At 65.5% G+C, this 25,257-nt stretch carries 18 protein-coding genes, 1 tRNA gene and 1 pseudogene; 12 read left to right on the top strand and 8 right to left on the bottom strand.

Translation table 11 applies throughout. The annotated features are described in order from the left end of the window. The first annotated feature begins 30 nt into the window (after positions 1–30). Positions 31–1,686 (top strand): M28 family metallopeptidase, encoded by a 1,656-nt coding sequence (locus tag IP65_RS16060; protein ID WP_082350206.1) that lies wholly within the window; start codon positions 31–33, stop codon positions 1,684–1,686. A 9-nt stretch (positions 1,687–1,695) separates the two neighbouring features. After that, positions 1,696–2,694, top strand: a complete 999-nt coding sequence (locus tag IP65_RS16055; protein WP_054132351.1) for an agmatine deiminase family protein — start codon at positions 1,696–1,698, stop codon at positions 2,692–2,694. 70 nt (positions 2,695–2,764) lie between these two features. On the opposite strand, the gene IP65_RS16050 is transcribed toward IP65_RS16055, so the two are convergent. Then, a complete protein-coding gene (locus IP65_RS16050) occupies positions 2,765–3,013 on the bottom strand; it encodes a hypothetical protein (protein WP_054132350.1) in 249 nt (82 codons plus the stop codon). A 5-nt stretch (positions 3,014–3,018) separates the two neighbouring features. Further along, positions 3,019–5,544, bottom strand: coding sequence for a DNA topoisomerase (ATP-hydrolyzing) subunit B (gyrB, locus tag IP65_RS16045; RefSeq protein WP_054132332.1), 2,526 nt, complete (start codon positions 5,542–5,544; stop codon positions 3,019–3,021). Between the two features lie 149 nt (positions 5,545–5,693). On the opposite strand from gyrB, the gene IP65_RS16040 reads away from it, so the two are divergent. Continuing rightward, positions 5,694–7,130 carry a M20/M25/M40 family metallo-hydrolase gene (locus tag IP65_RS16040; RefSeq protein WP_082350208.1) on the top strand — a complete coding sequence of 479 codons (1,437 nt, stop codon included), beginning with the start codon at positions 5,694–5,696 and terminating at the stop codon, positions 7,128–7,130. 184 nt (positions 7,131–7,314) lie between these two features. Next, complete coding sequence (locus IP65_RS16035) at positions 7,315–7,950, top strand: HNH endonuclease (protein ID WP_022677941.1); 636 nt, start codon at positions 7,315–7,317, stop codon at positions 7,948–7,950. A 27-nt stretch (positions 7,951–7,977) separates the two neighbouring features. Here IP65_RS16035 and IP65_RS16030 read toward each other — a convergent pair whose 3' ends face one another. Both IP65_RS16030 and IP65_RS16025 read right to left on the bottom strand, forming a co-directional pair. Then, positions 7,978–9,186 (bottom strand): MFS transporter, encoded by a 1,209-nt coding sequence (locus IP65_RS16030; RefSeq protein ID WP_054132331.1) that lies wholly within the window; start codon positions 9,184–9,186, stop codon positions 7,978–7,980. Between the two features lie 29 nt (positions 9,187–9,215). Further along, a complete protein-coding gene (locus tag IP65_RS16025) occupies positions 9,216–10,229 on the bottom strand; it encodes a nitronate monooxygenase family protein (RefSeq protein ID WP_054132330.1) in 1,014 nt (337 codons plus the stop codon). Positions 10,230–10,422: 193 nt separating this feature from the next. Between IP65_RS16025 and katG the strand changes: the two genes are divergently transcribed. Together katG and IP65_RS21420 are read left to right on the top strand one after the other, a co-directional pair. Then, positions 10,423–12,621: a catalase/peroxidase HPI gene (gene katG / locus IP65_RS16020; protein ID WP_054132329.1), complete on the top strand. Its 2,199-nt coding sequence runs from the start codon at positions 10,423–10,425 to the stop codon at positions 12,619–12,621. Between the two features lie 189 nt (positions 12,622–12,810). Further along, entirely contained in the window at positions 12,811–12,951 is a 141-nt protein-coding gene (locus IP65_RS21420; RefSeq protein ID WP_156306658.1) for a hypothetical protein, read from the top strand. 44 nt (positions 12,952–12,995) lie between these two features. On the opposite strand, the gene wecB is transcribed toward IP65_RS21420, so the two are convergent. The 3 genes from wecB to IP65_RS16005 all read right to left on the bottom strand — a co-directional run bounded on the left by wecB (position 12,996) and on the right by IP65_RS16005 (position 17,231). Continuing rightward, positions 12,996–14,141: a non-hydrolyzing UDP-N-acetylglucosamine 2-epimerase gene (gene wecB, locus IP65_RS16015; RefSeq protein WP_054132328.1), complete on the bottom strand. Its 1,146-nt coding sequence runs from the start codon at positions 14,139–14,141 to the stop codon at positions 12,996–12,998. A 157-nt stretch (positions 14,142–14,298) separates the two neighbouring features. After that, positions 14,299–15,534: a UbiH/UbiF/VisC/COQ6 family ubiquinone biosynthesis hydroxylase gene (locus IP65_RS16010; RefSeq protein WP_054132327.1), complete on the bottom strand. Its 1,236-nt coding sequence runs from the start codon at positions 15,532–15,534 to the stop codon at positions 14,299–14,301. Next, on the bottom strand, positions 15,534–17,231 hold the full coding sequence (locus IP65_RS16005; RefSeq protein ID WP_231627751.1) for an alkaline phosphatase family protein: 1,698 nt from the start codon (positions 17,229–17,231) through the stop codon (positions 15,534–15,536). The genes IP65_RS16010 and IP65_RS16005 overlap by 1 nt, the downstream gene beginning before the upstream one ends. A gap of 241 nt (positions 17,232–17,472) precedes the next feature. Here IP65_RS16005 and IP65_RS16000 point away from each other — a divergent pair, with 241 nt between their 5' ends. The 3 genes from IP65_RS16000 to IP65_RS15990 all read left to right on the top strand — a co-directional run bounded on the left by IP65_RS16000 (position 17,473) and on the right by IP65_RS15990 (position 21,038). Further along, positions 17,473–19,509, top strand: coding sequence for a protein-disulfide reductase DsbD domain-containing protein (locus IP65_RS16000; RefSeq protein WP_231627750.1), 2,037 nt, complete (start codon positions 17,473–17,475; stop codon positions 19,507–19,509). A 37-nt stretch (positions 19,510–19,546) separates the two neighbouring features. Beyond that, a tRNA-Gly gene (locus tag IP65_RS15995) sits at positions 19,547–19,620 on the top strand. 167 nt (positions 19,621–19,787) lie between these two features. Beyond that, positions 19,788–21,038: an integrase arm-type DNA-binding domain-containing protein gene (locus IP65_RS15990; protein ID WP_054132325.1), complete on the top strand. Its 1,251-nt coding sequence runs from the start codon at positions 19,788–19,790 to the stop codon at positions 21,036–21,038. Positions 21,039–21,198: 160 nt separating this feature from the next. Here IP65_RS15990 and IP65_RS20975 read toward each other — a convergent pair. Beyond that, a pseudogene (locus IP65_RS20975) lies at positions 21,199–21,955 on the bottom strand (IS5 family transposase). Positions 21,956–22,359: 404 nt separating this feature from the next. On the opposite strand from IP65_RS20975, the gene IP65_RS15975 reads away from it, so the two are divergent. The 3 genes from IP65_RS15975 to IP65_RS22000 all read left to right on the top strand — a co-directional run. Next, complete coding sequence (locus tag IP65_RS15975; RefSeq protein WP_054132323.1) at positions 22,360–24,441, top strand: TonB-dependent receptor; 2,082 nt, start codon at positions 22,360–22,362, stop codon at positions 24,439–24,441. Positions 24,442–24,502: 61 nt separating this feature from the next. Beyond that, the gene (locus IP65_RS15970; RefSeq protein ID WP_054132322.1) at positions 24,503–25,021 is read left to right on the top strand and encodes a cytochrome c; all 519 of its coding nucleotides are present in this window, start codon (positions 24,503–24,505) and stop codon (positions 25,019–25,021) included. Positions 25,022–25,026: 5 nt separating this feature from the next. Beyond that, positions 25,027–25,257: hypothetical protein (locus IP65_RS22000; protein ID WP_231627749.1), on the top strand; the 231-nt coding region annotated here is incomplete at its 3' end.

The raw sequence follows: 25,257 nt of genomic DNA, 5'->3' as shown, positions 1-25,257 counted from the left end.
GCGGCGTTATCCCATAGCAAGGATCTGACCATGCATGTTTCCCTTGGCCGCCGCATGGCCACCGCGTTGCTGGCCTCTGCCCTGGCTGTTCCCGCGTTTGCCGCCCCGGCCGCCCGCGTGCCGGCCGTGCCGGTGCCGATGATGCGTGAGGCGATCAAGACGCTGGCGTCAGACGAACTGGAAGGCCGCGCGCCCAGCGGGCCCAAGGAACAGGCCGTGCTCGACGCGATCATCACCCGCTTCAAGGCCGCCGGCCTCAAGCCCGGCAACAAGGGTGAGTGGTTGCAGCCCGTGCCGATGGTGACGATCGCGGCCAAGAACATCAGCCCGCTGACCGTGGGCAGCCTGTCGTTCAAGCCGGGCGCCGATTTCGTGGTGGGTTCCTATCGCGAGGCAGACCACACCGCGATCGATGCCAGCGAACTGGTCTTCGTCGGCTACGGCATCACCGCGCCCGAACTGGGCTGGGACGATTATGCCGGCGTGGACATGAAGGGCAAGATCGCGGTGATCCTGGTCAACGACCCGGATTATGAAAACGCCGACGAACAGGGCTTGTTCAAGGGCCGCCGCATGACCTGGTATGGCCGCTGGCCCTACAAGTATGCCGAAGCCGCGCGCCATGGCGCCAAGGCCGCGCTGATCGTGCACGATACCTTCCCCGCCGCCTATGGCTGGAACGTGCTGGAATCGAGCGGCGGCACCGGCAATTTCGTGGCCAGCGCCAACAAGGGCATGGACCAGACCGAGGCCAACGGCTGGATCCGCCGCCCCGTGGCTGAAGCGATCTTCCAGACCGCTGGCAAGGACTTTGCCGCGCTTTCGGCCGCAGCCAAGCAGAAGGGCTTTCACGCGGTGTCGCTGGGGGCCAAGGCCAGCCTGTCGTTCGACAACACCGTCACGCACAGCACTTCGCACAACGTGATCGGCGTGATCCCGGGCACCACCCGCGCCAACGAATACGTGCTCTATTCCGGCCACTGGGACCATCTGGGCCACTGCAAGCCCGACGCCAAGGGCGATGACATCTGCAACGGCGCGATCGACAACGCCAGCGGCGTGGGCGCGCTGGTCGCGCTGGCCGACATGAACCGCCGCGCCGGCCCCACCCTGCGCACCCAGGTCTTTGCCGCCTGGACGCTGGAGGAATCGGGCCTGCTCGGCTCGGAATACTATGCCCAGCATCCGGTCTATCCGCTGGCCCGCACCGTGGGCGGCGTGAACATGGATGCGCTGTCGCTAATCGGCCCGACGCGCGACGTGCAGGTGACCGGGGGCGACAAGTCTGACCTCACCGCGATCCTGCGCCAGGTGGAAGCGCAGATGCACCTGACCGAAACGCCCGAGGATCATCCCGAGCGTGGCCACTATTACCGGTCGGATCACTTCAGCCTGGCCAAGCGCGGCGTGCCGATGTTTGCCGTCGGCCGGGGCACCGACCTGATCAACGGCGGCAAAAAGGCCGGTGAGGCTGCCACCGAAGAGTATGTCGAGCATCGCTATCACCAGCCGTCGGACGAATATTCCGACAGCTGGGACATGACCGGCATGGCGCAGGAGGTGGAGCTCTATTACCGCCTCGGCCGTGCGCTGGCCACTGGCACGACCTGGCCCAACTGGCACCAGGGCGACGAATTCCGCGCTATCCGCGATGCCAGCCGCGCAACCGTAACCGGCGCCAAGTAAGCCGTGGCCATGAACGACGAGAACCCGACGGGCGGCATGATGCCCCCCGAATTCGCCCCGCAGGACTGGCTCTGGGTGGGTTTCCCCCACCTGGCCGAAGAATGGTCGGGCGTGATCGACCGCGCGCAGGAGCAGATCGCCGCGTTTGCCAGCGCCGTGGCCGAAAGCGGCCAGGAAGTGCGCCTGGTAGTGCGCGATGCAGCCAACCGCATGCGCGCCGAGCGGCTGGCCAGCGCCTGCGTCAAGATCGAACAGCGCGTCTATGGCGACGTATGGCTGCGCGATACCGGGCCGCTGGTGGTGGCCGATGGTGCCGGTGGGCGCCGCGCGCAGCTATTTGGCTTCAACGGCTGGGGCGGCAAGTACCTGATGCCTGGAGACCAGGAGATCGGTGCCACCCTGGCCGCCGATGCCGGGCTGCCGGCCAGCAAGGCCGACTGGGTGCTCGAAGGCGGCGCGCTCGATGGCGATGGCACTGGCCTGGTTGCCACGACCGAGCAGTGCCTGCTCAACCCCAATCGCAACCCGCACCTGTCGCGCGCCGACCTGGAAATGCGCCTCAAGCGCGACCTGGGCTATGATCGCGTGCTGTGGCTGGGCGATGGGCTGATCAACGACCACACCGACGGGCACGTCGACAACCTGGCCCGCTTTGTCGGCGCCAATCGCCTGGCCCTGCCCCGTGCCACCGGCCCGGACGATCCCAATGCCGCGATCTATGCCGATGCCGCCGCGCGCGCCCGCGATGCTGGGGTGGAGGTGATCGAGGTGCCCTCACCGGGCCGCATCGAATGGGGCGGCATGATCCAGCCGGCCAGCTACATGAACTTCGTGATCACCAGCCATGCGGTGATCGTGCCGATCTTCGGCTCGGTCCACGACGAAGCTGGCGTGGAGGCCATCGGCGCGCTGTTTCCCGGCCGCGCCACGCTGGGCGTGATGGGCGATGCCGTGCTGGTGGGTGGCGGTGGCTTCCACTGCGCCAGCCAGCAGATGCCCTCGGCCTGACGAAGCATCGCCCTGTCCCGCCCGTGACATAATCGGGCGGGACAGGGGGTTGCCGGCATATTGGGCCGGGTTACTGCGTCTCGCGTGCCAGGCGTTCGGCCAACTCGGCGATTTCCGGTGGATCGAGCAGCCAGGTGCGGGTCTTGCGGCCTTCGCGGTGGATCGGCACGGTCAGCAGCACACGGGCGTTGTCACGGGCGTGCGGCTTGTAGAGCGAGAAGTGCAGCGCACATTCGCGGATCGTGCCGATGATCGGCGTGCGGCCTTCCAGATCGATCATCGTGGCGGCCTGGTCCCAGGGGATGGTTGCAGTGCTCATGCCGATCAAACGTCCAGATTGGCCACGTTGAGGGCGTTTTCCTGAATGAAATCGCGGCGCGGCTCGACCACGTCGCCCATCAGGCGGGTAAAGATCTCGTCGGTCACGTCGGCGTCTTCCACCTTGACCTGGAGCAGCGAACGGACTTCCGGATCGAGCGTGGTTTCCCACAGCTGTTCGGCGTTCATTTCACCCAGGCCCTTGTAGCGCTGGATCGACAGGCCCTTGCGGCCATTGGCCATGACCGCTTCGAGCAGTTGCGAAGGCCGGGTAATGCCGGCGTCCTTGCTGTCGGCCCGGGCCGCGGCGGCGGGGACTTCCTCGCCATCGGTGGCGCCCGTGCTTTCCGGCTCGGCCGGCGCGGCGCCAGCGCGCACCAGGCGGGCAACACCGGCATAGACATCGGCGTGTTCGGCCGCGAGGCGGGCCAGCTTGCGCGCTTCGGCGCTGGTCAGGAAGCCGGCCTCGATCATGTGATGGTCGGTCACCCCGCGCCAGGCGCGCTGGATGTGATAGCCGCCGTCTTCGCTCATCTGCGCCGCCCACTGCGCCTCGGGATCGCCACGATCCAGCCAGCTTGCGGCATTGGCAAGCGCGGCGATGCGGGCATCGGCCGAGAGATCGGGATCGAGCGCACCGGCCAGCGCCAGCGCTTCCACGATATCCGGGTTGTAGCGGCGCGGCACGAAGGCCATCAGGTTGCGCAGGCGCAGCGCATGGTCGACCAGTTCGGCCAGTTCCTGGCTGCCGCGCGCGCCACCCTGGGTTTCCAGGATGCGGCCCGTCGTGCCGGCCTCCACCAGGTAGCGATCGAGCGCGGCGTTGTCCTTGAGATAGACTTCGCTGCGCCCCTTGGCGACCTTGTAGAGCGGCGGCTGGGCGATGAAGAGGTGCCCGGCCCGGATGATGTCGGGCATCTGGCGGTGGAAGAAGGTGAGCAGCAGCGTGCGGATGTGCGCGCCGTCGACGTCGGCGTCGGTCATGATCACGATCTTGTGATAGCGCAGCTTTTCCAGGTTGAATTCATCGCGGATGCCGGTGCCCATCGCCTGGATCAGCGTGCCCACTTCGCGCGAGGAAATGATGCGGTCGAACCGCGCGCGCTCCACGTTGAGGATCTTGCCGCGCAAGGGCAGGATCGCCTGCGTCTTGCGGTCACGGCCCTGCTTGGCGCTGCCACCGGCCGAGTCCCCTTCGACCAGGAACAGTTCGCACTTGCTGGCGTCGCGCTCCTGGCAATCGGCGAGCTTGCCGGGCAGGCTGGCGATGTCCATCGCGCCCTTGCGGCGGGTCAGTTCGCGGGCACGGCGCGCGGCCTCACGCGCGGCGGCCGCATCGATTACCTTGAGGATCACGGCCTTGGCGTGGGCCGGGTTTTCCTCCAGCCATTCGCTCATCTTGTCGGCCATCAGGCTTTCAAGCGGCTGGCGCACTTCGGAGGAGACCAGCTTGTCCTTGGTCTGGCTGGAAAACTTCGGATCGGGCAGCTTGACCGAGACGATCGCGGTCAGCCCTTCGCGCATGTCGTCACCCGACAGCGAAACCTTTTCCTTCTTGAGCAGGCCCGAGCGATCGGCATAGCCGTTGAGCGTGCGGGTCAGCGCGGCGCGGAACGCGGCCAGGTGGGTGCCGCCATCGCGCTGCGGGATGTTGTTGGTGAAGCACAGCACGTTTTCGTAATAGCTGTCGTTCCATTCCAGCGACACGTCGATGCCGATGCCGTCGCGCATCGCCGAAATCGCGATCGGTTCGGGGATCAGCGCCTGCTTGTTGCGATCGAGGTATTTCACGAAGGCCGCAATGCCGCCCTCGTAATAGAGATCGTGTTCCTTGACCTCTTCATGGCGCTTGTCACGCAGCAGGATGCGCACGCCCGAATTGAGGAAGGCAAGCTCGCGATAGCGGTGCTCGAGCTTGTCGAAATCGAACTCGGTCACGTTCTTGAAGGTGTCGTGGCTGGCCGAAAAGGTCACGCGCGTGCCCTTCTTGGGCTTGCCGTTGTCCGCCATCGGCGCCGGGCCGGTAACCTTGAGCGGCGCCACGGCATCGCCATGGGCAAACTTCATCCAGTGTTCCTGGCCTTCGCGCCAGATCGTCAGCTCCAGCCATTCCGACAGGGCATTGACCACCGAGACGCCCACGCCGTGCAGGCCGCCCGAAACCTTGTAGGCGTTGTCGTCAGACGTGTTCTCGAACTTCCCGCCCGCATGGAGCTGGGTCATGATCACTTCGGCGGCGGAAACGCCTTCCTCGGCATGGATGCCGGTGGGAATGCCGCGTCCGTTATCCTCGACCGAGACCGAACCATCGGGGTTCAGCTCGATCAGGACAAGATCGCAATGACCGGCCAATGCCTCGTCGATGGCGTTGTCCGACACTTCGAAGACCATGTGATGCAGGCCCGAGCCATCGTCGGTATCGCCGATGTACATGCCGGGACGCTTGCGAACCGCATCCAGGCCCTTGAGGACCTTGATCGAGTCGGCGCCGTAGGAGTTGGTGTTCGGGGTATTTTCGTTGGTGCTGGCCATAGTTTTGCACATAGGCACTTTACCCGCAAAACCCAAGCGAATTGGCCCTGTTTTACACAGGCCCAAGGCGGGCTGCGCCAAGTCTCTTGCATGCGCGGCGCCATGCGGCATGGTGCGCGCAACGAACAGGAAAAGGGGGCAATCCTTTGATCACGCGCAGCGCCATCTCGACCATCGCCCTGGCAGCGATGGCCACCGCCACTGCGGCCCAGGCCGCGCCCACCGCGCCAGACGCCGGGGAGGCGCAATTTCGTGGCATCTACAAGGAACTGGTCGAAACCAATACCACGGTCAGCAGCGGATCATGCACCCTGGCGGCCGAGCGCATGGCCGCGCACCTGAAAGCGGCTGGTTATGCCGACAGCCAGCTCACGCTGTTTTCCACGCCCGAACATCCCAAGGATGGCGGGCTGGTTGCTGTGCTGCCGGGCACGTTGAAAACCGCCAAACCGATCCTGCTGCTCGCCCATCTCGACGTGGTGGAGGCCAAGCGCGCCGATTGGGAGCGTGATCCTTTCACCCTGATCGAGGAAGGTGGCTATTTCTATGGCCGCGGCACCGCCGACGACAAATCGATGGCGGCGATCTGGGTCGATACGATGGTGCGCCTCAAGGCGGGCAAACCGCTCAAGCGCACGGTCAAGATGGCGCTGACCTGCGGCGAGGAAACCACCTGGGCGTTCAACGGTGCGCAGTGGCTGGCGCAGAACAAGCGCGACCTGATCGATGCCGAGTTTGCCCTTAAAGAGGGCGGCGGCGGCGATACCGATGGCAAGGGCCTGTCGGAAGGCGGCAAGCTGGTCAACCAATCGATCCAGGTGGGCGAAAAGGCGGTGCAGAACTATCGCCTGGAAACCCGCAATCCTGGCGGCCACAGCTCTATCCCTGTGCGCGAGAACGCCATTTACGAGCTGGCCGATGCGCTCGCCCGGCTGCGCGACCATGAATTTCCCACCGAGATGAGCGACACCACCCGCGCCTTCTTTGCCAAGGCCGGGGCGGCGCGCGGCGATGCCATGGGCAAGGCGATGCAGGTCTTGGCCAGCAACCCGATCGGCAGCCCAGCCTTTGCCGAGGCGGAAAAGCTGGTGAACACCGACCGCACCTATCATTCCAAGCTGCGCACCACCTGTGTGGCCACGCTGCTCGATGGCGGCCACGCCAACAATGCCCTGCCCCAGCGCGCCGGGGCCAACGTGAACTGCCGCATCTTCCCCGGCCATTCGGTAGAAGAAATCCAGACCGCGCTGCAAAAGGTCGTAGCCGATCTTGGCGTGACGGTGAGCCTGGTGCCGCCCCAGCGTCCGCTGGCCAAGGCGCCCGCGCTAGATCCCAAGATCATCGGCCCGATGGAAAAGCTTTCCGCGCAGTATTTCCCCGCCGTGCCGGTGGTGCCCGACATGTCCACCGGGGCCACCGACGGCATCTTCCTGGAGGCCGTGGGCATCCCGACCTATGGCGTGCCTGGCCCCTGGGGCAACCCCGATGGCAATGGCGTGCATGGCCTGAACGAGCGGATCGAGGTCAAGTCGCTGCTGACCGGACGCGCCTATCTCTATGACCTTGTGAACGCCTACGCACGGTGATCGGCGGGGTGTTGACAAGCTGTGGATAAAGTCCGGCTGCCCTTTTGGTGCGGCAGCCGGGCCTTGACCGGAACAGCACAAAGGTGTTCGTTATGCCCATGCGTCATGAAGCGGTCATGCCTGTCCTTCATGCCTCGCCCCGAGCGAGGCGGAAGCCGATTTGGCACAGGAGCGCGAGCGGAGCATGCTTCACCAGGCGCTGATCGAGCGGGCGGCTGCGGCCAGGCCCCATAGCGGCGATAGCGCCGCGACGCCGCGTTTGCTGGCATCCAACCGTCATCTCGACAATTGCCCGGCGCTGGTGCTCAACGCAGATTACACGCCGCTCAGCTATTACCCGCTCAGCCTGTGGCCGTGGCAAACCGCGATCAAGGCGGTGTTCCTGGAACGGGTGGATATCATCGCCACCTATGACCGCGCGGTGCACAGCCCGTCGCTGGACATGAAGATTCCCTCGGTGATCGCGCTGCGGCAATATGTGAAGCCCAGCGAGTTTCCCGCCTTCACCCGCTTCAACCTGTTCCTGCGCGATCGCTTCGTGTGCCAGTATTGCGGTAGCGGGGAAAACCTCACGTTCGACCACGTGATCCCGCGCCGGCTGGGCGGGCGCACCACCTGGGAAAACGTCACCACCGCCTGCGCACCCTGCAACATGACCAAGGGCGGCCGCACCCCGGCCCAGGCGCACATGCGCTTGATGGAAGAACCGATCCGGCCCACGACATGGCAATTGCAGGAAAAGGGCCGCGCCTTTCCGCCTGGGCATTTGCACGAAAGCTGGCGGGATTGGCTCTACTGGGACGTCGAGCTGGAAAGCTGACGCTTAGACCGCCCGTCGCAACGGCCCTTAGGCGGTACGCCGGGCGCCTTTCAGGAACAGCACCAACGCCGCCAGCGCGATGACCGAGGCGACCAGCATCGGCATGGTGGGCAGATCGATCAGCGCGCCCGGGCCGCTGAACCGTGCCAGGGTCTGCGCATAGAGCGGCGGGCCGATGATCTGGGCGATCGAGCCGATCGACTGCACCGCGCCTTGCAGTTCGCCCTGGCTGCGCGCATCGACCGCGCGGCTGTTCATGGCCGAGATCGAAGGCTGCACCGCGCCTTGGAACGCGCCGACCGCAATGGCGAGATAAACCTGCCAGACCTGGTGCGCGAGGCAATAGAGCACTGCAGAAGTGGCGAGCGAGGCCACGCCCATGATCACCGCGCGCCGCTCCCCCAGCCGGGGCAAGAGATAGCGCATGCCCAGCCCCTGGAACAGCGCGGCGCTCAATCCGACGACGGCGAGAGCGAGGCCAACCGCCTTTGTCGAAAACCCATAGGCAGCAATCGCCATGTAGGTCCAGATCGCAGGATAGACCACGTTTGCCAGTTGCCATGCGCCCAGCGCCGCCACGAACCACAGCACTTGCGCGCTTTGCCCTTTCAGCGCGCGCAGGCTGGAAAGGGCATTGGCACGGCGCCAGTCGAATGGCCGGCGATGATCGGCGTCGAGCGATTCCCGCAAGGTGAACAGCCCGAACAGGAAATTGGCAAAGCTGAGCCCGCCCGCCGCCATGAACGGCACGCGTGGCCCCAGCGTGCCGAGCAACCCGCCCAGCGCCGGCCCGGCAACGAAGCCGATGCCAAAGGCCATGCCCATCAGGCCAAAGCTGGCCGCGCGCTTTTCCGGCGGGGTGACATCGGCGATATAGGCATAGGCGGCCGAGAAGCTGGCACCGGTGATGCCGGCAATGATGCGCCCGGCCACCAGCCAGCTCATCGCCGGAGCAAAGGCCTGGAGCAGATAGTCGAGGCCCAGGGCAAAGACCGCCGCCAGCAGCACCGGCCGCCGGCCAAAGCGATCGGACAGGTTGCCGATCACCGGGGCGAACACGAACTGCATTACCGCATAGCCCGCGCCCAGCCAGCCAGCATATTCGGCCGCCTGGGTTATCGACACGCGGGCCAAGTGCATGATCAGCCCGGGAAACACCGGAATGACGATGCCAAAGCCAAGCATATCGATCAGCACGATGGCAAAGACAAAGCTCAGCGAAGCGCGATGCGTCATGAAATCCCCCCGGCCCCAGCCATCTGCCCTCAGCCGCGACGCATCAGCGCAGCTTCGCTTTCTTCCAGCAGCTGGGCCATGATCGTGGCCACCGGCTCTTCCTTGGTGACCATGCCCACCGACTGGCCGGCCATGACCGAGCCGCGTTCCACATCGCCATCGATTACCGCGCGGCGCAGCGCGCCGGCCCAGAAATGTTCGATTTCAAGCTGCGCGGCGGCCATGTCGAGTTCGCCGGCGTCCAGCTTGTGCGCCACTTCGATCTGCTTGGCGGTGAATTCCTCGGTGCCCTTGTTCTTGAGCGCGCGCACCGGAATGACCGGCAGGCGCGGATCGACCTGGACCGAGGCCACCGCATCGCGCGCGTTGCCGCGGAAGAACGCCGCCTTGAACGCGAGATGAGCGATCGATTCGCTGGCACAGGCAAAGCGGGTGCCCAATTGCACGCCGGCCGCACCCATTTCGAGGTAGGAGGCAATCGCCTCGCCACGGCCGATGCCGCCCGCCACGAAGACGAGGTGATCGGCAGCCAGGGCGGGCAGGAATTCCTGCGCCAGCACCGAGGTGGACACCGGGCCGATATGGCCGCCTGCTTCGCTGCCCTCGATCACCAGCGCATCGGCGCCCGAACGGAACAGCTTCTTGGCGAGCGCAATCGTGGGGGCAAAGACGATGACCTTGGCGCCGAACGCCTTGATCGCCTCGACACTGCCCTTGGGCGGGATGCCGCCGGCCAGCACGACATGGCCCACGCCGTGCTTTGCACACACCGCGATCAGATCGAATAGCAGGGGGTGCATGGTGATCAGGTTCACGCCGAACGGCTTGGCCGTAAGCGCCTTGGTGCCGGTGATTTCGGCATCGAGCAGATCAGGCGTCATCGCGCCGCAGGCTATCACGCCAAAACCGCCGGCATTGCTGATCGCGGCCACCAGGTTCCGTTCCGAAACCCAGCTCATCGCACCGCACAGGATCGCGTGCTCGGTGCCCAGAAAGGCAGCGCCGCGCGCCATTAGCGCGGAAGTCTTGGGAGTGGCCGTCATGTGTGAAAAATCGCCCCGTCTGCGATGAAGAAAGTGCCCGCGCTTTACGGTGCCGGAACCGGCCGGGCAAGGGGGAAGCGGAACCATAAATCGTCATTTCAACTTACTCTGGGCACTTTAATCCATTTAGACGATCAAAACATGCTCGTTATGGCTGCGGACAACGAATTTCCCCCTGACGGAGAGCCAAGCCATGTCCGCCCCCTCGAAGTGCCCGTTCCATGAAGGCGCCAGCGCCGCAGCGATCGCGCAGAGCCAGACCAACCAGACCTGGTGGCCCAACCGGCTGGACCTGGGCATCTTGCGCCAGCACTCGCGCCTGAGCGATCCGATGCCCCATGGGCATGACTATCGCGCGGCGTTTGGCCGGCTCGACCTCGATGCGGTAAAGGCCGATATCGCCGCGCTGATGACCACGTCGCAAGAGTGGTGGCCGGCCGATTATGGCCACTATGGCCCGCTGTTCATCCGCATGGCTTGGCACAGTGCGGGCACCTATCGCACGTTTGACGGGCGCGGTGGCGCGTCTTCGGGCACGCAGCGCTTTGCCCCGCTCAATTCCTGGCCCGACAACGTCAATCTCGACAAGGCGCGCCTGCTGCTGTGGCCGGTGAAGCAGAAGTATGGCGCCAGCCTGAGCTGGGCCGACCTGATGGTGCTGGCCGGCAATTGCGCGCTCGAAGCGATGGGCCTGCCCACGGTCGGCTTTGGCGGCGGCCGTGAAGACGTGTGGGAAAGCGAGGCCGATATCTATTGGGGTTCGGAAAGCCAGTGGCTGGCCGATGCCCGCTATAGCGGCGATCGCGAACTGGAAGAGCCGCTGGCCGCCGTCCAGATGGGCCTGATCTATGTGAACCCGGAAGGCCCCGATGGCGAACCCGATCCGCTCGGTTCGGCGCGCGACATTCGCGAAACCTTTGCCCGCATGGCGATGAACGACGAGGAAACCGTGGCGCTGATCGCCGGCGGCCACACCTTTGGCAAGGCCCATGGCGCAGGTGACGCGGCCGCGATCGGCGCCGCCCCGGAAGGCGCGGATATTCTGGCCCAGGGGCTGGGCTGGATCAGCACGCACGGCAGCGGCGCGGGCGTGGATGCGATCACCAGCGGCCTTGAAGGCGCCTGGACGACCAATCCGATCGCCTGGGACAACGGCTATTTCGATGCGCTGTTCGGCTATGACTGGGAATTGACCGTCAGCCCGGCGGGCGCACACCAGTGGAAGCCCAAGGGCGACGCTGGCGCGGGCACGGTGCCGGATGCGCATGATGCCACGCGCCGGCACCAGCCGATGATGTTCACCAGCGATATCGCGTTGATCACCGATCCGGCCTACCTCGCCATTTCCAGGGACTTCCACGCCAACCCGGACAAGTTTGCCCGCGCCTTTACCGAGGCGTGGTTCAAGCTGACCCATCGCGACATGGGGCCACAGGCGCGCTATCTGGGCAAGGACGTGCCGGAAGCACCGCGCATCTGGATGGACCCGGTGCCGGCGGTGGATCATCCCCTGGTGACGGCAGCCGATATCGACACGCTCAAGGCACGGGTGCTCAACAGCGGTCTCTCGGTGACGGACCTGGTCAAGACGGCGTGGGCCAGCGCCTCCACCTTCCGCCAGTCCGACAAGCGCGGCGGCGCCAATGGCGCGCGCATCGCCCTGGCACCGCAAAAGGATTGGGCAGCGAACGAGCCGGCTGACCTCGCCCGCGTGCTCGACGTGCTGCGCACGATCAAGGCATCGTTCGATGGCGAAGCCCGCGATGGCCGCAAGGTGAGCCTGTCAGATCTGATCGTGCTGGCCGGCAATGCCGGCGTGGAAGCGGCGGCGCGGGCGGCGGGGCACTATGTCGTGGTGCCGTTCACCCCGGGCCGCACCGATGCCAGCGATGCCCAGACCGATGCGGCCAGCTTTGCCGTGCTGGAACCCCGGCATGACGGCTTTCGCAACTATGCCGCAGGCAAGCATCGTCGCAGCCAGGAAGAACTGCTGGTAGATCGCGCGCAACTGCTGGGCCTGACCGCGCCCGAGATGACCGTCCTGGTCGGCGGGCTGCGCGTGCTGGGCGCCAACCATGGCGGCAGCAAGCTGGGCCAGTTCACCGATCGCGTGGGGCTGCTGACCAATGACTTCTTCCGCAACCTGCTGGCGGCCACCACGGCCATGCGCTGGCAGGAAACCGGGGATGGCGTGTTCACTGCGTTCGACCGCAAGACCGGCGAACCCCGGCATAGCGCCACGCGGGTGGACCTGATCTTTGGGGCCAACTCAGAACTGCGCGCCCTGGCCGAAGCCTATGCCACGGATGATGCGGAAAAGCCGTTCGTTGACGCGTTTGTGGCGGCCTGGGCCAAGGTGATGGACGCCGATCGTTTCGACCTAGTGGCCTGACAAGGTTGGCAAGAAAGCGGCACCATCCCCTTTACCTGCCGCTTTCAAGCTTACCGCCCCGCCTTTTTCCGGTATCCCCAGCCGGAAGGAGGCGGGGTTTTTGATGTTCGCGTGGCAGTTTCAGGTTTGTTGGGCACAGTCTGCGCCCTTCCCCCGTTGCCACGGGATGCAGCATCGCTTGCCCCGCCCATGTTGAAAGCCACACTGGAAATCGTGCTGTTCCTACTTTCGGGAATTGCCCTGGCCGCCGCCAAGGTTGCCGCGCTGGCCGCTGCCGCCCTGGCCGTGCCGGCGGCCGGCGTGCTGCTGTGGCGCAAGCGGCGGAAATAGGGGTAGATATTAAACATCACAGCCCGCGAGCGTTGCGACCAACACTATATCTTTGGCGGCCCCGACCCCGCCAGCAACGCCGTAATGCGCACGGCGGCGTGGCCGTCGCCAAAGGGGCTGTGGGCGCGGGCCATCGCGGCGTAGGCGGCGGGATCGTCGAGTAGGGCGCTGGCCTCGGCCACGATGCGCGCAGCATCGATGCCCACCAGGCGGGCAGTGCCAGCAGCGACGCCTTCGGGCCGCTCGGTGGTTTCGCGCATCACCAGCACGGGCTTGCCCAGCGCCGGGGCTTCTTCCTGCACGCCGCCGCTGTCGGTCAGCATGATCTCGCTGATCGCCAGGAGGCGGGCGAAATGGGGATAATCGAGCGGCTCGATAAGGGCGACATTGGGCAAGCCGGCGAGCGCTGCATCCATCACCGCGCGCACGTTGGGGTTGGGGTGCACGGGAAAAATCAGGGCAACGTCGGGCCGGGCCGCCAGGGTGCGGATCGCCTGGGCAATTGCCTCGAGCCCGCCGCCGAAGTTTTCGCGGCGGTGGCTGGTCACGCCGATCAGGCGCTTGCCGGCAAAGCGGCTTTCGAGGGCAGCGAGGCCGCCGGCCAGTTCCGGCTCTGCCGCGATCCTGGCGGTGACCCAGTGCAGCGCATCGATCACGGTGTTGCCGGTGACGTGGATCGTGGCGGAGTCGACATTTTCGGCGCGCAGCGCGTCGGCGGCCGTGGGCGTGGGCGCAAAATGCAGCGCGGCGATGGTGCCGATGATCTTGCGGTTCACCTCTTCGGGCCAGGGGTGATAGATATTGTGACTGCGCAGGCCAGCCTCGACATGGGCCACCGCGATCTTGCGATAATAGGCCGCCAGGGCCCCCGCCATAGCCGTGGCCGTATCGCCCTGAACCACGACCCAATCGGGCTTTTCCGCGTCCATTACCTTGCCGATTTCGGTCAATAGCGCGGCGGTGAGCCCGTCGAGCGTCTGGTTGGGGCGCATCAGATCGAGATCGTGATCGGGGGTGATGCCGGCAATCGCCAGCACCTGGTCCAGCATGCCGCGATGCTGCGCGGTGACGCAGGTGACCACGCGAAAGCGCGGATCGGCGCGCAGGGCGTGCACCACGGGAAACATCTTGATGGCCTCGGGCCGGGTGCCGAACACGAGGAGGATGGTTTTGAGCGCGCGCTGGGTCATGACGGAGCGCTTTATAGGGCGAATCTTAAGCGCCGGATAAGGGGCCGCGCTTAAGGAATATATCAGAATTGGAGCCGCTTGGACCGAACCGCGCACCGATGATAGGGCAAGCCCGCCCCGACGCGCAGCCAGGGCGGGCTGAACAGGCCGCTGTGGCTCAGGCCTTGAGCAGGTCTGGCAGCTTGCCACTCATGCCGCGCGCCTCATCCATGAACCAGCGCTTGAGCGTGGGCAGGCGCTGCACGCCGGCCATACCGAAGCGGCGTACCATGCTGGGCAGGCGCCCGCGCAGGCCGAACAGGCGGGTGAGCACGTCCGTGGCAGCCGCAACCATGAAGGTATCGGCGGCGCGCCAGCGTTCATAGCGTGCGAGCAACTGCGCGTCGCCCGGCTCCAGACCCAGCCGCGCACCGTCGGCCAAGACCTCTACCAGCGCGGCAACATCGCGCAGCCCCACGTTGAGGCCCTGGCCGGCGATCGGATGCATGCCGTGCGCGGCATCGCCCACCAGCGCGAGGCGATGATCGACGATTTTGGCGGTGTGGTGGAAATTGAGCGGATAGGACGAGCGCGGGCCGTTGAGCGCGATCTTGCCGAACACGCCGCCCATGCGCTTGTCCACCTCGGCCAGGAAGGCAGCTTCGCCCAGGGCGAGAACCCCGGCCGCGTCCTTTTCCGCCACGGTCCACACCAGCGCGCTGCGGTGCGTGCCATCGGCTTCGTCCAACAGCGGCAGCAGGGCAAAGGGGCCGGCGGGATAGAAGATTTCCCAGGCAGTGTTCTCGTGGCTGCGTTCGTGGGTCAGCCCGGCGATGATGGCGCGATGGCCATAGTCCCAGCGTGCCGGGGTAAAGCCTGCTTCATCGCGCGTGGGGCTGCGGCGCCCTTCGGCGGCGACCAGCAGGCTGCCCTTGAGCAGGCGGCCATCGGCGAGGGTAACGGCCACGCCATGATCGCCGCGTTCGCGCGTGGCAACCTGGGCATTGGGCAGGAAAGTGATCAGGCTTTCCCGCGCGGCAGCATCGTACATCGCCATGCGCAGATCGCGGTTGGCATACATGCGGCCCAGCGAGCCCTCTTCCGCGCCGGGGCGGAAATCGATGCGGCCGGGCTTCATGCTGTCGGTCACGGCGATGGCATCGATCGGGCAGCCCTTGGGAGCCAGCGCGTCGGCCATGCCGAGGTTGGTATAGAGGTTCCAGCTGGCGGTAGAGATGGCCGAGGCGCGCCCGTCGAACCCGGCGGCGGTTTGCGCCGCCGGATCGGAGGAATCGACCACCAGGCTGGACAGGCCCTGCTTGGCGAGGCCGATCGCCAGCGTCATGCCGACAAGGCCGCCGCCCAGGATCACCACGTCGCCCGAAAGGGCCTGCTCTGCCGCCACGTCGTTCATCACTTCACTCCACAGGTACTGCCCGGCCCCGGATCGAGATCAAGGCAGCGACCGTCATAGGCGCCTTGCGGCGCCGGCAAATTGATCCATGCCGAAAGGGTGGGGGCAATGTCCACTGTTTCAACGGGCGAAGGCTGTTCAAAGCCAGTCATGCCCTTGCGCCAGAACAGGATCGGCACGCGGCGGTCATAATCCCACGGCGAACCATGGGTGGCGACATAGCCCGGCCCCGGTTGCGGCAGCGCCATGACACCGCGCTTGAGCATCACCACGAAATCGCCCGAGCGCGGGCCATAGAACGAGGCGCGGGCGCGCTGAATCAGGCTCCAGGTTTCGGGCGAGCCCGATGGCATCGGCGTGGCGGCGATTTCGGGGGCGGTGAACACGGCGGCGACCTGCGGGTGGGCCAGCAGGATGGCACGGGCAGTTTCCACCACGGTGGTCTTTTCCGCATCGGGCAGCGCGGCATCGACCCAGAAATCGCCGGCAGTGCCATCGCCCAGGATCAGGCCCTTGGCCGGCAGGCCGAGCTTGGCCGCCACCTTTTCGCTCAAGGCCTTGGGCGAAAGCGCCATTTCGGCGCGGGCCACTTGGGGCATCGCCTCGCGGTTCTGCCGCTCGGGCAGGTCAAAGCCGCCATGGTCGGCCGAGAGCACCACGCCATAATCGATGCCGCGTGCATCGAGTGCGGCAAAGAACGCGCCCAGCGCCTGGTCGACAGTGGCCAGTTGGATGCACATTTCCGGCCCTTGCGTGCCGGTGCCGTGGCCCACGTAATCGGTTGCCGAGAGGCTGACGGCGAGCATGTCGGGCGCCGGGCCCTTGCCCAGCTTCATCGCGTCCACCAGCTTGAGCGCGAGATCGAGCGTCGCCTGATCGAGGCGGGGCGAGGCGCGGAAGGCCATGGTATCACCCGCCGCCAGGGCGAAATGCCCAGTGCCGACCGTTGCGCTGCCAGCCTGCACCGCGCCTTCGCGCGCCGCGCAGAACGCCGGCAGCGGCAGCGCCGGGGCGCCCTTGGCGAGGAGCTTGGCCACGGTGGCATTTTCCTGCGCGGCGGCAGGAATGCCGGCCCGGCCATCGAGCGTGACGAAGCCGTTGTTCTTCCACCACCACACCTGGTCAATCACATGGCCGCCCATCATCAGGGCGGCACGGTCCTTGCCCGAAACCGCCACGTTGCGCGCGGCCGGCCACTGCTGCTTCATCCGCTCGCCCAGGGTGGGCACCAGAAGATGGCCGACGCTGGCGACATAATCCTTGGAATCGGCGGCAGCGCGGGTTTCATCCTCGGCGCAATAGACCTCTTTCTTGGCCCGCGCGGCGGATTGATCGATCCAGGTGTTGGCGATGATGCCGGTGTGGGCCGGGCGATTGCCGGTGAGCAGGGTGGAATGGCCCGGGCAGGTTTCGGTGGCGGCATGGCTTTGATAGCCGGCCGGGAACACCGCCCCGCTGGCCAGCCGCGCCAGGCCGCCGGTGAAGTGGCTGCGATATTCGGCAAACAGATCGGCCGAGAACTGGTCCATCGCCAGCGCGATCACCAGGCGCGGCGGCGTGGTGACGGCGGAACTGGGTGCCGGCGCAGCGGCAACAGGCTGCGGCGCGGCTGGCGCGGCGATGGACGTGGCGGGCGCCATCGCCAGGGTTGCCGCAAGGGTGATCAGGGCGGATGTCAGGACCGGTTTGTTTCGCATGAAGTTACCTCAACGGAATGCCGCCTGCCTTGTCCATCCCGCCCTTGGGGTATTCACCAAGAGGCGTTCTGGACGGCGCCGGCCATGTGCCTTACATCGCGCGGGCGTTAGACTGATCTTTCGCGCCGGAAACGGAGAGCGTGTGCCCCTGTTGCAGCGATTCTGGAAGAGCATGACGGGCGCCCTGGCGCAACTGACCCCGCCATTGCGCGCAATTGTTGCAGTCTTGTGGCTCTTGCCGATGGCCCTGCTCGGCGCCCAGCCGCTCCAGGCCCAGAACGAAAGCGGCAGCGCCCCGCATATCCGCGCCACGCTGCTGGCGGAGGGGCCCGCCCAACCGGGCCAGACCGTGACCATGGCCGTGCTGATGCAGCCAGAGGCGGGCTGGCACGGCTATTGGACCAATCCGGGCGACGCTGGCCTGCCGCTGTCGCTCGACTGGAGCCTGCCGGCCGGGGCCAAAGCCGGCGACCTGCAGTTTCCCGTGCCGCAGACCCTGATCCTGCAGGGCCTGATGAACCACGTCTATGAAAAGGCCTATGCCGTCCTGGTGCCGGTGACGGTGCCGGCCGATGCGCGGCCGGGCAGCACCCTGCCGATCAGCGCCAAGGCGCAATGGCTGGCCTGCACCAACCAGATCTGCGTGCCCGAACGCGCCAGCCTGATGGGCACGATCGCCGTGGGCGATGGCCCCAACGACGCCCGCTTTGCCGCGTGGCGCGCCGCCCTGCCGGCGCGGCTCGATCAGCAGGGGAAGTTTGAGGCAACGCCCCCCGGCCTCGCGCTCGCCATCCCCTTCCCCGCCACCGCGCGCATTGCCGATCCGCACTTCTTCATCGCTGGCCAGGGCGTGATCGATTATGCCGCGCCCCAGGCCTTTGCCCGGCAGGGCGATTGGCTGATCGTCACCCTGGCGCGGGCCAAGGGCGCCATGGCCGAACACCCGCAAAGCATTTCCGGCGTGCTGGCGCTGGGCCCTGGCGCTGGCGGTCTGGCGATCACGGCCGTGCCCGGCGCGGTGCCCAAGGGCGGCACGCCGATCGGGGGCAGCGGACAGACCGCGTTTTCGTGGCGCACGCTGGTGCTGGCCATGCTCGGCGCCTTGGCCGGCGGGCTGGTGCTCAACATCATGCCCTGCGTGTTTCCGATCCTCAGCCTCAAGGCCATGGCGCTGGCACGTGGCAACAGCCGGCATGCCCAGGCCGAAGGGCTGGCCTATAGCGCCGGGGTGATCCTGGCATGCCTCGCGCTGGGCGCGGCACTGCTGGCCTTGCGCGCCGGCGGGGCGCAGGTGGGCTGGGCATTCCAGTTGCAAAACCCGGGCGTGGTGGCCTTGTTAGTCTTGCTGGCGATGGCGATCACGGCAAACTTTGCCGGGCTCTATGAACTGCCGGGCCTGTCTGTCTCGCGCAGCGGCGCCAGTGCCGGCACGGTGGGCGGCGCCTTTGGCACCGGGCTGCTGGCGGCCTTCGTGGCGACGCCGTGCACGGGCCCGTTCATGGCCGCCGCCATGGGCGTGGCGCTGGTACTGCCGCCAGTGGCGGGGCTCGCCGTGTTTGCGGCGCTGGGCCTGGGCCTGGCGCTGCCATTCCTGCTGATCGGCTTCGTGCCGCCGCTGCGCCGCATCCTGCCGCGCCCCGGCCCGTGGATGGACCGCTTCCGCCGCGCCATGGCCGTGCCGATGGGGCTGACGGTAGCGGCGCTGCTGTGGCTGGCCTGGCGCCAGGGTGGCCTTGGCCTGATGGGCGCGGCGCTCGCCCTCGCCGTGGCGCTTCTGATCGTGCTGGTCGTGGCCGAACGGCAGCGGCGCCAGGGCCGCACCGTGCTGGCTTGGCTGGCGCCGCTCGCGATCGCGCTCATCGCTGCCGCCCTGCTCGGTGCCCCACGGCTTGCCGCAAAGCCCACAACGCAAGGTGAAGGCCTGCCCGGCGCGCAACCGTTCAGCCAGGCCGCGCTCGACCGCGCGCGCGCCAGCGGCACGCCGGTGTTCCTCTATTTCACCGCAGACTGGTGCCTGTCGTGCAAGGTCAACGAAAGCGTCGCGATTGATCGCGACACGACCGCCAAGGCCTTTGCCAAGGCCGGGGTGCAGGTGATCGTGGGCGATTGGACGCGGGCCGACCCGGCGATCACCACCTTCCTGACAGCCCAGGGCGCGGCGGGCGTGCCGCTCTACCTGTGGTATGCGCCGGGCGCCTCAACCCCCACCAAGCTGCCCCAGGTGCTGACCCCGCAGACCCTGCCCGACCTTGCCGCAGGCGCCAAACAAGACGGTTGACCGCCCCGCCCCCCTGTGGCAATCGCGCCGCACCCGAGCGGGTGTAGCTCAATGGTAGAGCAGCAGCTTCCCAAGCTGAATACGAGGGTTCGATTCCCTTCACCCGCTCCAGAGCCTCCTCTCAAGGGGTGCCAGCACGCCTCATAAGTGGCTGTTTTCTGCGGTTTTTTGGTGGTATAATTTCCGGGCAGTTCCGGACATGTTCCACTCAATCTCAGACGAGTGATGGATCACTTGATGGACCTGCGGCCAATTTGCGCTGTCGGAGGTCCATCAACATGGCCGAAAAAGCAGGAAAATCAGGGCTTACGGCGGCATCTGTCGCGCGCGCCAAGCCCAAAGACAAGCCGTACAAGCTGTCTGACCGGGACGGACTCTACCTCCTCGTGAAGCCGAGTGGAACCCGCTACTGGCGGATGAACTACCGCTTCCACGACTTCCAGCGCACGATCACCTTCGGTCGCTATCCCGAGGTGCTGCTGGCAGATGCACGGGAACGTCTGCTGCAAGCTCGCCGCCTGCTGGCTGATGGCATCGACCCGGTAGAGCAGGCCAAGCTCAACAAGATTGCAGATTCGGTAGCGGCGTCGAACACCTTCAAGGCGGTGTCCGACGAATGGCTGGAGAAGGTCCGGCTCGAGGAGCGCGCCGCTGCTTCGATTAAGAAGTACGAATGGCAGTTGGGGCTGGTCATGCCGGGGATCGGCAGGCGGCCGATTTCCAAGATCTCAGCACACGAGGTGTTGCTGGCGCTCAAGAAGATCGAACGCACCAAAAAGTTCTACACCGCCACCAGCGTGCGCACGACGTGCAGCCAAGTGTTCCGCTTTGCCATCGCGACCGCGCGCGCCGAGCGCGACGTCTGCGCGGACCTGCGCGGCGCGCTGGTCACGCCCAAAGTTGTTCACCGCGCTGCCATCACGACGCCCAAGGAGGCCGGAGCCCTCCTCCGCTCGATCGAGGACTATGAAGGCGACATGCAGACGCGCATCGCCATGCGCCTGTTGCCACATGTTTTTGTTCGACCCGGCGAGCTTCGCCATGCCGAATGGAAGGAGTTCGATTTCGACCGCAAGATTTGGACGATCCCCGAGCACAAGATGAAAATGCGCCGGCCGCATGCCGTGCCGCTATCCAGGCAAGCCATCGCGATCATTCGTGAGATCGAGCACGACGCCGCCTATAGCCCTTACCTCTTCCCCTCGTTGCGCTCGGCCAATCGGCCGATGTCGGACAACACCATCAACGCAGCGCTACGCCGCATGGGATACGGCAAGGACGAAATGACCGCCCACGGCTTTCGCGCCATGGCGGCAACACTGCTCAACGAGATGGGACTTTGGAACGCCGATGCCATTGAGCGCCAGCTTGCCCACGTCGAAGCCAACGCCGTTCGCCGCGCCTCCACGCGCGGGCAGTATTGGGAAGAGCGAGTGCGTATGATGCAGCACTGGTCGGATTATCTCGATGGTCTGCGCGACGGCGGCAAGGTGCTGCGACCGAACTTCGGGCAAGCAGCGCTCGGCTGATCGCAATCAGTCGGACCACGGTCGGATTCGACCACATCACGCAGTTTAACAGGGAACGAGTGAACGGCCGCGTGTGCCGAAACCTGCCCCTCCGTCTAACCGCTAAGCCGCCCGTCGGCTACACGCCCTCATTCCAGCTGTTAGGCTCAGGACTCGTTGATCACAGCCAAAAGAGCACGATTGCAGCGAGCGTGAGGGCGGAGAAGAACACCGTTGGGCAGCGATCGTAGCGGGTAGCCACGCGGCGCCAGCCCTTCAGACGATCGAACATGATCTCGATGCGATTGCGTCGTTTGTATCGGCGCTTGTCGTATTTGACTGGAAAGGTACGCGATTTCCGCCCCGGAATGCAGGGCTGATGCCCTTTTGCTCGAGCGCGTCGAGGAACCATTCGGCTTCATAGCCCCGGTCGGCCAGCATCCACTGCGCTTTGGGCAGATCATCGAGTAGGGCTGCCGCGCCGGTGTAATCGCTGATCTGGCCCGCCGTGATGAAGAAACTCAACGGGCGACCATTGGCATCGGTGACGGCGTGCAGCTTGGTGTTCATGCCGCCCTTGGTCCGTCCGATCAGGCGCCCGACATCCCCTTTTTTACCCCAAAACTGGACGCCGTGCGGTGAGCCTTGAGATAGGTTGCATCAATCATGACGGTTTGGGGCTCGGCCCTCTGGGCGGATAGGCCCTCCATCATCCGTGCGAACACGCCCATCTCGTCCCAACGTTTCCAACGGTTATACAATGTCTTATGCGGACCGTATTCCCTGGGTGCGTCCCGCCAGCGCAGCCCGTTGCGGTTGACGAAGATGATCCCGCTCAGCACACGACGGTCATCAACCCGGGGCTTGCCATGGCTCTTGGGGGAATAGGGCGACAGACGCGCCATCTGCTCGTCCGTCAGCCAATACAGGTCGCTCATGTTCAGTCTCCTCCCGGAGCCTGAATCACATCACGTCCATCCAATCAATGGGTCCTGAGCCTAGGCGCGTGGTCACGCAAGAACCCGACACGGCCTGCGCCGCGCCTGGTCTGTATTCCTGACGCGCTCTCCGCCAAAGAGTAAAACATTCGGCGCGCGCGTAACGCCCTGTAACGTCCAACCAACGTCAATGAACTTGCGTCCGGCCGTCTGCTGGAAATACTCGAGGGGTAGATGCCGCCATGGCGGATCCTGCCCCCCGCCCCCGCATCGGCCATCATCCTCGGCGCCTTCTGGCGGCGCGGCGATGCTGCCCCCAGAGATTTGAGATCACTGTCATGAACTTGCGTCTTTCCGCCCCCTGCGCCGCATCGCGCCTCCTCCTGCTGACAGGTGTCTGCACGATGGCCATCGCGGGCAAGGCATCCGCCCAGGAGCAGCGCACGATCATGGTCACCGCATCGCGCAGCGAGATGATCGGCAAGGCCGAAACCGCCAGTCAGGGTTCGATCAGTCAGCAGGAGATTGCCCTGCGCCCGATCTATCGCGCCGCGGAATTGTTCGAGAGTATCCCCGGCCTTGTCGTCACCACCCATTCGGGCGAGGGCAAGGCGCCCTATTATCTGATCCGGGGCTATGCGCTGGACCATGGCACCGATTTTGCCAATTTCATCGACGACATGCCGGTCAATCGCGGCACCAATGCCCATGGTCAGGGCTATTCTGATCTGGGCTTTCTGACCCCGCAGGTCGTGGCCGGGATCGATTATACGAAAGGCCCCTATTACGCGGGCGCAGGTGATTTCGGCTCGGTGGCGTCCGCACGCACGCGGCTTCTGAATGAAGCCCCCGCGCAAATAGCCGCGACTGTGGGCACCGATGGCTATCAGGAAGCTCAGGGCATGGCCACGCTGCGCCTTGGCAAGGACAAGCGGCTGCTGGGCGCGTTTCAGATCAGCCATTATGACGGCCCTTGGCAACCGGGGCAGAATTTCCGCAAACTCAACGGTGTGTTGCGCTACAGTCAGGGCACCGCCAGAGACGGCTTCACCCTGACCGCCATGGTCTACGCCAGCGAGGGGCGGCTGACTACCGACCAGCCCCAGCGCGCCGTCGAGGCGGGGATCATCAGCCCCTATGGCACGTTGGACCCGAGCGATTACAGCCGTTCGCAACGTTACAGCCTGTCGGGCCATATCGAAAAACCCATCGGTCCGGGCCAGTTTTCCGCCAGCCTCTATGCGATCCGTTCGACCATGACGCTGTGGAACAATTTCACCCACTACCTTTATGACCCCGTCAACGGCGACCAGCAGGCCCAGCATGAGGCGCGCACCGTTTTTGGCGGGCGAGCCAGCTATACGCTCAAGGCGCAGGTGCTGGGGCTGGAGACCGAGACGGTGTCGGGCGTGCAGATCCGCCACGATATCGCGCTGGTCGACCGCCGCCATACGAAGAAGCGCGACACGATCCTGTCCAACTGCTTTCAGAAACAGGACGGAGGAGGCATCCTTTACTACAATGCCATCAACGGCAATTGCAACGCTGACCGGGTGCATATCCTGATGCTCTCGCCTTATATGCAAACCACGCTGCGCTGGGCCAGTTGGCTGCGCACGGTGGGCGGCGTTCGCCTGGATTACATGCAGGCCGACGATGTCAGCTATGTCACCGGCACCAATGGGCAGGGCCATCAATATCTGTGGCAGCCCAAGGGCAGCCTGATCCTTGGCCCATGGGCGAAGACCGAGTTCTATTTCAGCACGGGGCGCGGGTTTCACTCCAATGACGTGCGCGGCGTGTTCGGCACGGTGCCCACGCAAGGCGTGCCGCTGGCGGCGGGAGGCACGCCGCTGCTCGCCTCGACCACGGGGATGGAGGTCGGGCTGCGCAGTAACCTTATCCCGCACCTCAGCCTGCAAATCGCCGCCTTCCAGCAGGATTTCGGCTCCGAACTGCGCTATAACGCCGACACCGGCCAGAACGAGGCGGGAGCCCCCAGCCGCCGTCAAGGCATCGAGATTTCCGCGCAATACCGCCCGGTTCACTGGCTGGAGCTGAACAGCGATCTGGCCTTTGCGCGGCCGCGCTATCGTGGCGCCAATCTGGCGGCCTTTGGCATTGCCCAGCCCTATATCGCGGACGCTCCCAATTTCACCTATTCGGCGGGCGCGCTGGTCAACGGTCTGGGGCCGTGGTCGGGTTCGCTGCAATGGCGGCGGCTGGGCACGCATTCGCTGGTCGATGGGCAGCTCGACCCGCGCGATGGGGGATACAGCGAGTGGAACATCGACGTCACCTATGCGCTGGCGGGCGGATGGAGGGCGCAGGTCAGCCTCTTCAACATCTTTAACAGCCGCAGCGCATCGGCAACCTATTACTACACCTCGCGCCTGCAGGGAGAACCCGCAGAAGGGGTGGAAGGTTTCCAGACCCATCCACTTGAGCGGCGCTCAGCCCGGTTTACCATCCGCAAGGAATTTTAAGGCGCCTACCCCAAAAAGTAAGGAAAGGATCGAAGGAATGGCAAATTGGAAACTGTTGGGAATGGCCGCGCTGGTGCCGATGGCGGTGTTGACGCAGGGCGCCGTCAAGCCTGCGCCCAAGGGGCCGGTGGTGGTCTATAGCGAGATGCACGATCACGTTGCGGCTAAGGCACAGGTCCTATGGGACATCACCAATGCCAAGCTGGACGATGAGGGCAATCCGTCGGCCAAGAAGATGAAACCTGCCGACTGGATCAAGCTGCGCGCCGCTCTGACGGACCTATCGGCCTCGCTGAACCGGCTGGGCGAGGCCGAGAGTTTTGTGGTGCGCAAGGCCGATCAACAAATCCTTGACGAACAGACTCCCGGAGGCGCCAAACCGGCCGACATTCAGCGCCACATCGACGCCAATCCCGCCGGTTTCCGCCAATATGCCATCGCCCTTGCCCGCCGGATCGACGGCATCGGCAAGGCCGCCGACCGCCGCGATCTCAAGACCGTCTATGAGGCGGCCGGCGAACTGGATGGCCAATGCGAGGCCTGCCACCAGGCTTTCTGGTTCCCCAAGGACGCGCAATAGGCCGGATGCCCGCTCCCCCGGCAAGGAAGGCGCCCATCAATGCGCAATTCCTCGATAAACTTGCGGTCGATCCGCCCGAGGCGATGCAGGACCCCATTGAGCAGAAGTCACCCGCAAGCATTCCTCTGTACAAGTTTTCTCAAAGCATGTCCGCAGCATGGTTATTGCCCCAGGCGGTCCATCGCAACGACATCTACAACCTGACATCTGGATCACGCGAACCGGGTGGCACTTCT

The organism is Novosphingobium sp. AAP1 (assembly GCF_001295765.1).
In the GTDB taxonomy this organism is placed as follows: domain Bacteria; phylum Pseudomonadota; class Alphaproteobacteria; order Sphingomonadales; family Sphingomonadaceae; genus Novosphingobium; species Novosphingobium capsulatum.
The sequence above is the reverse complement of the archived record's forward strand: the minus strand, read 5'-3'. Positions and strand labels throughout refer to the sequence as shown.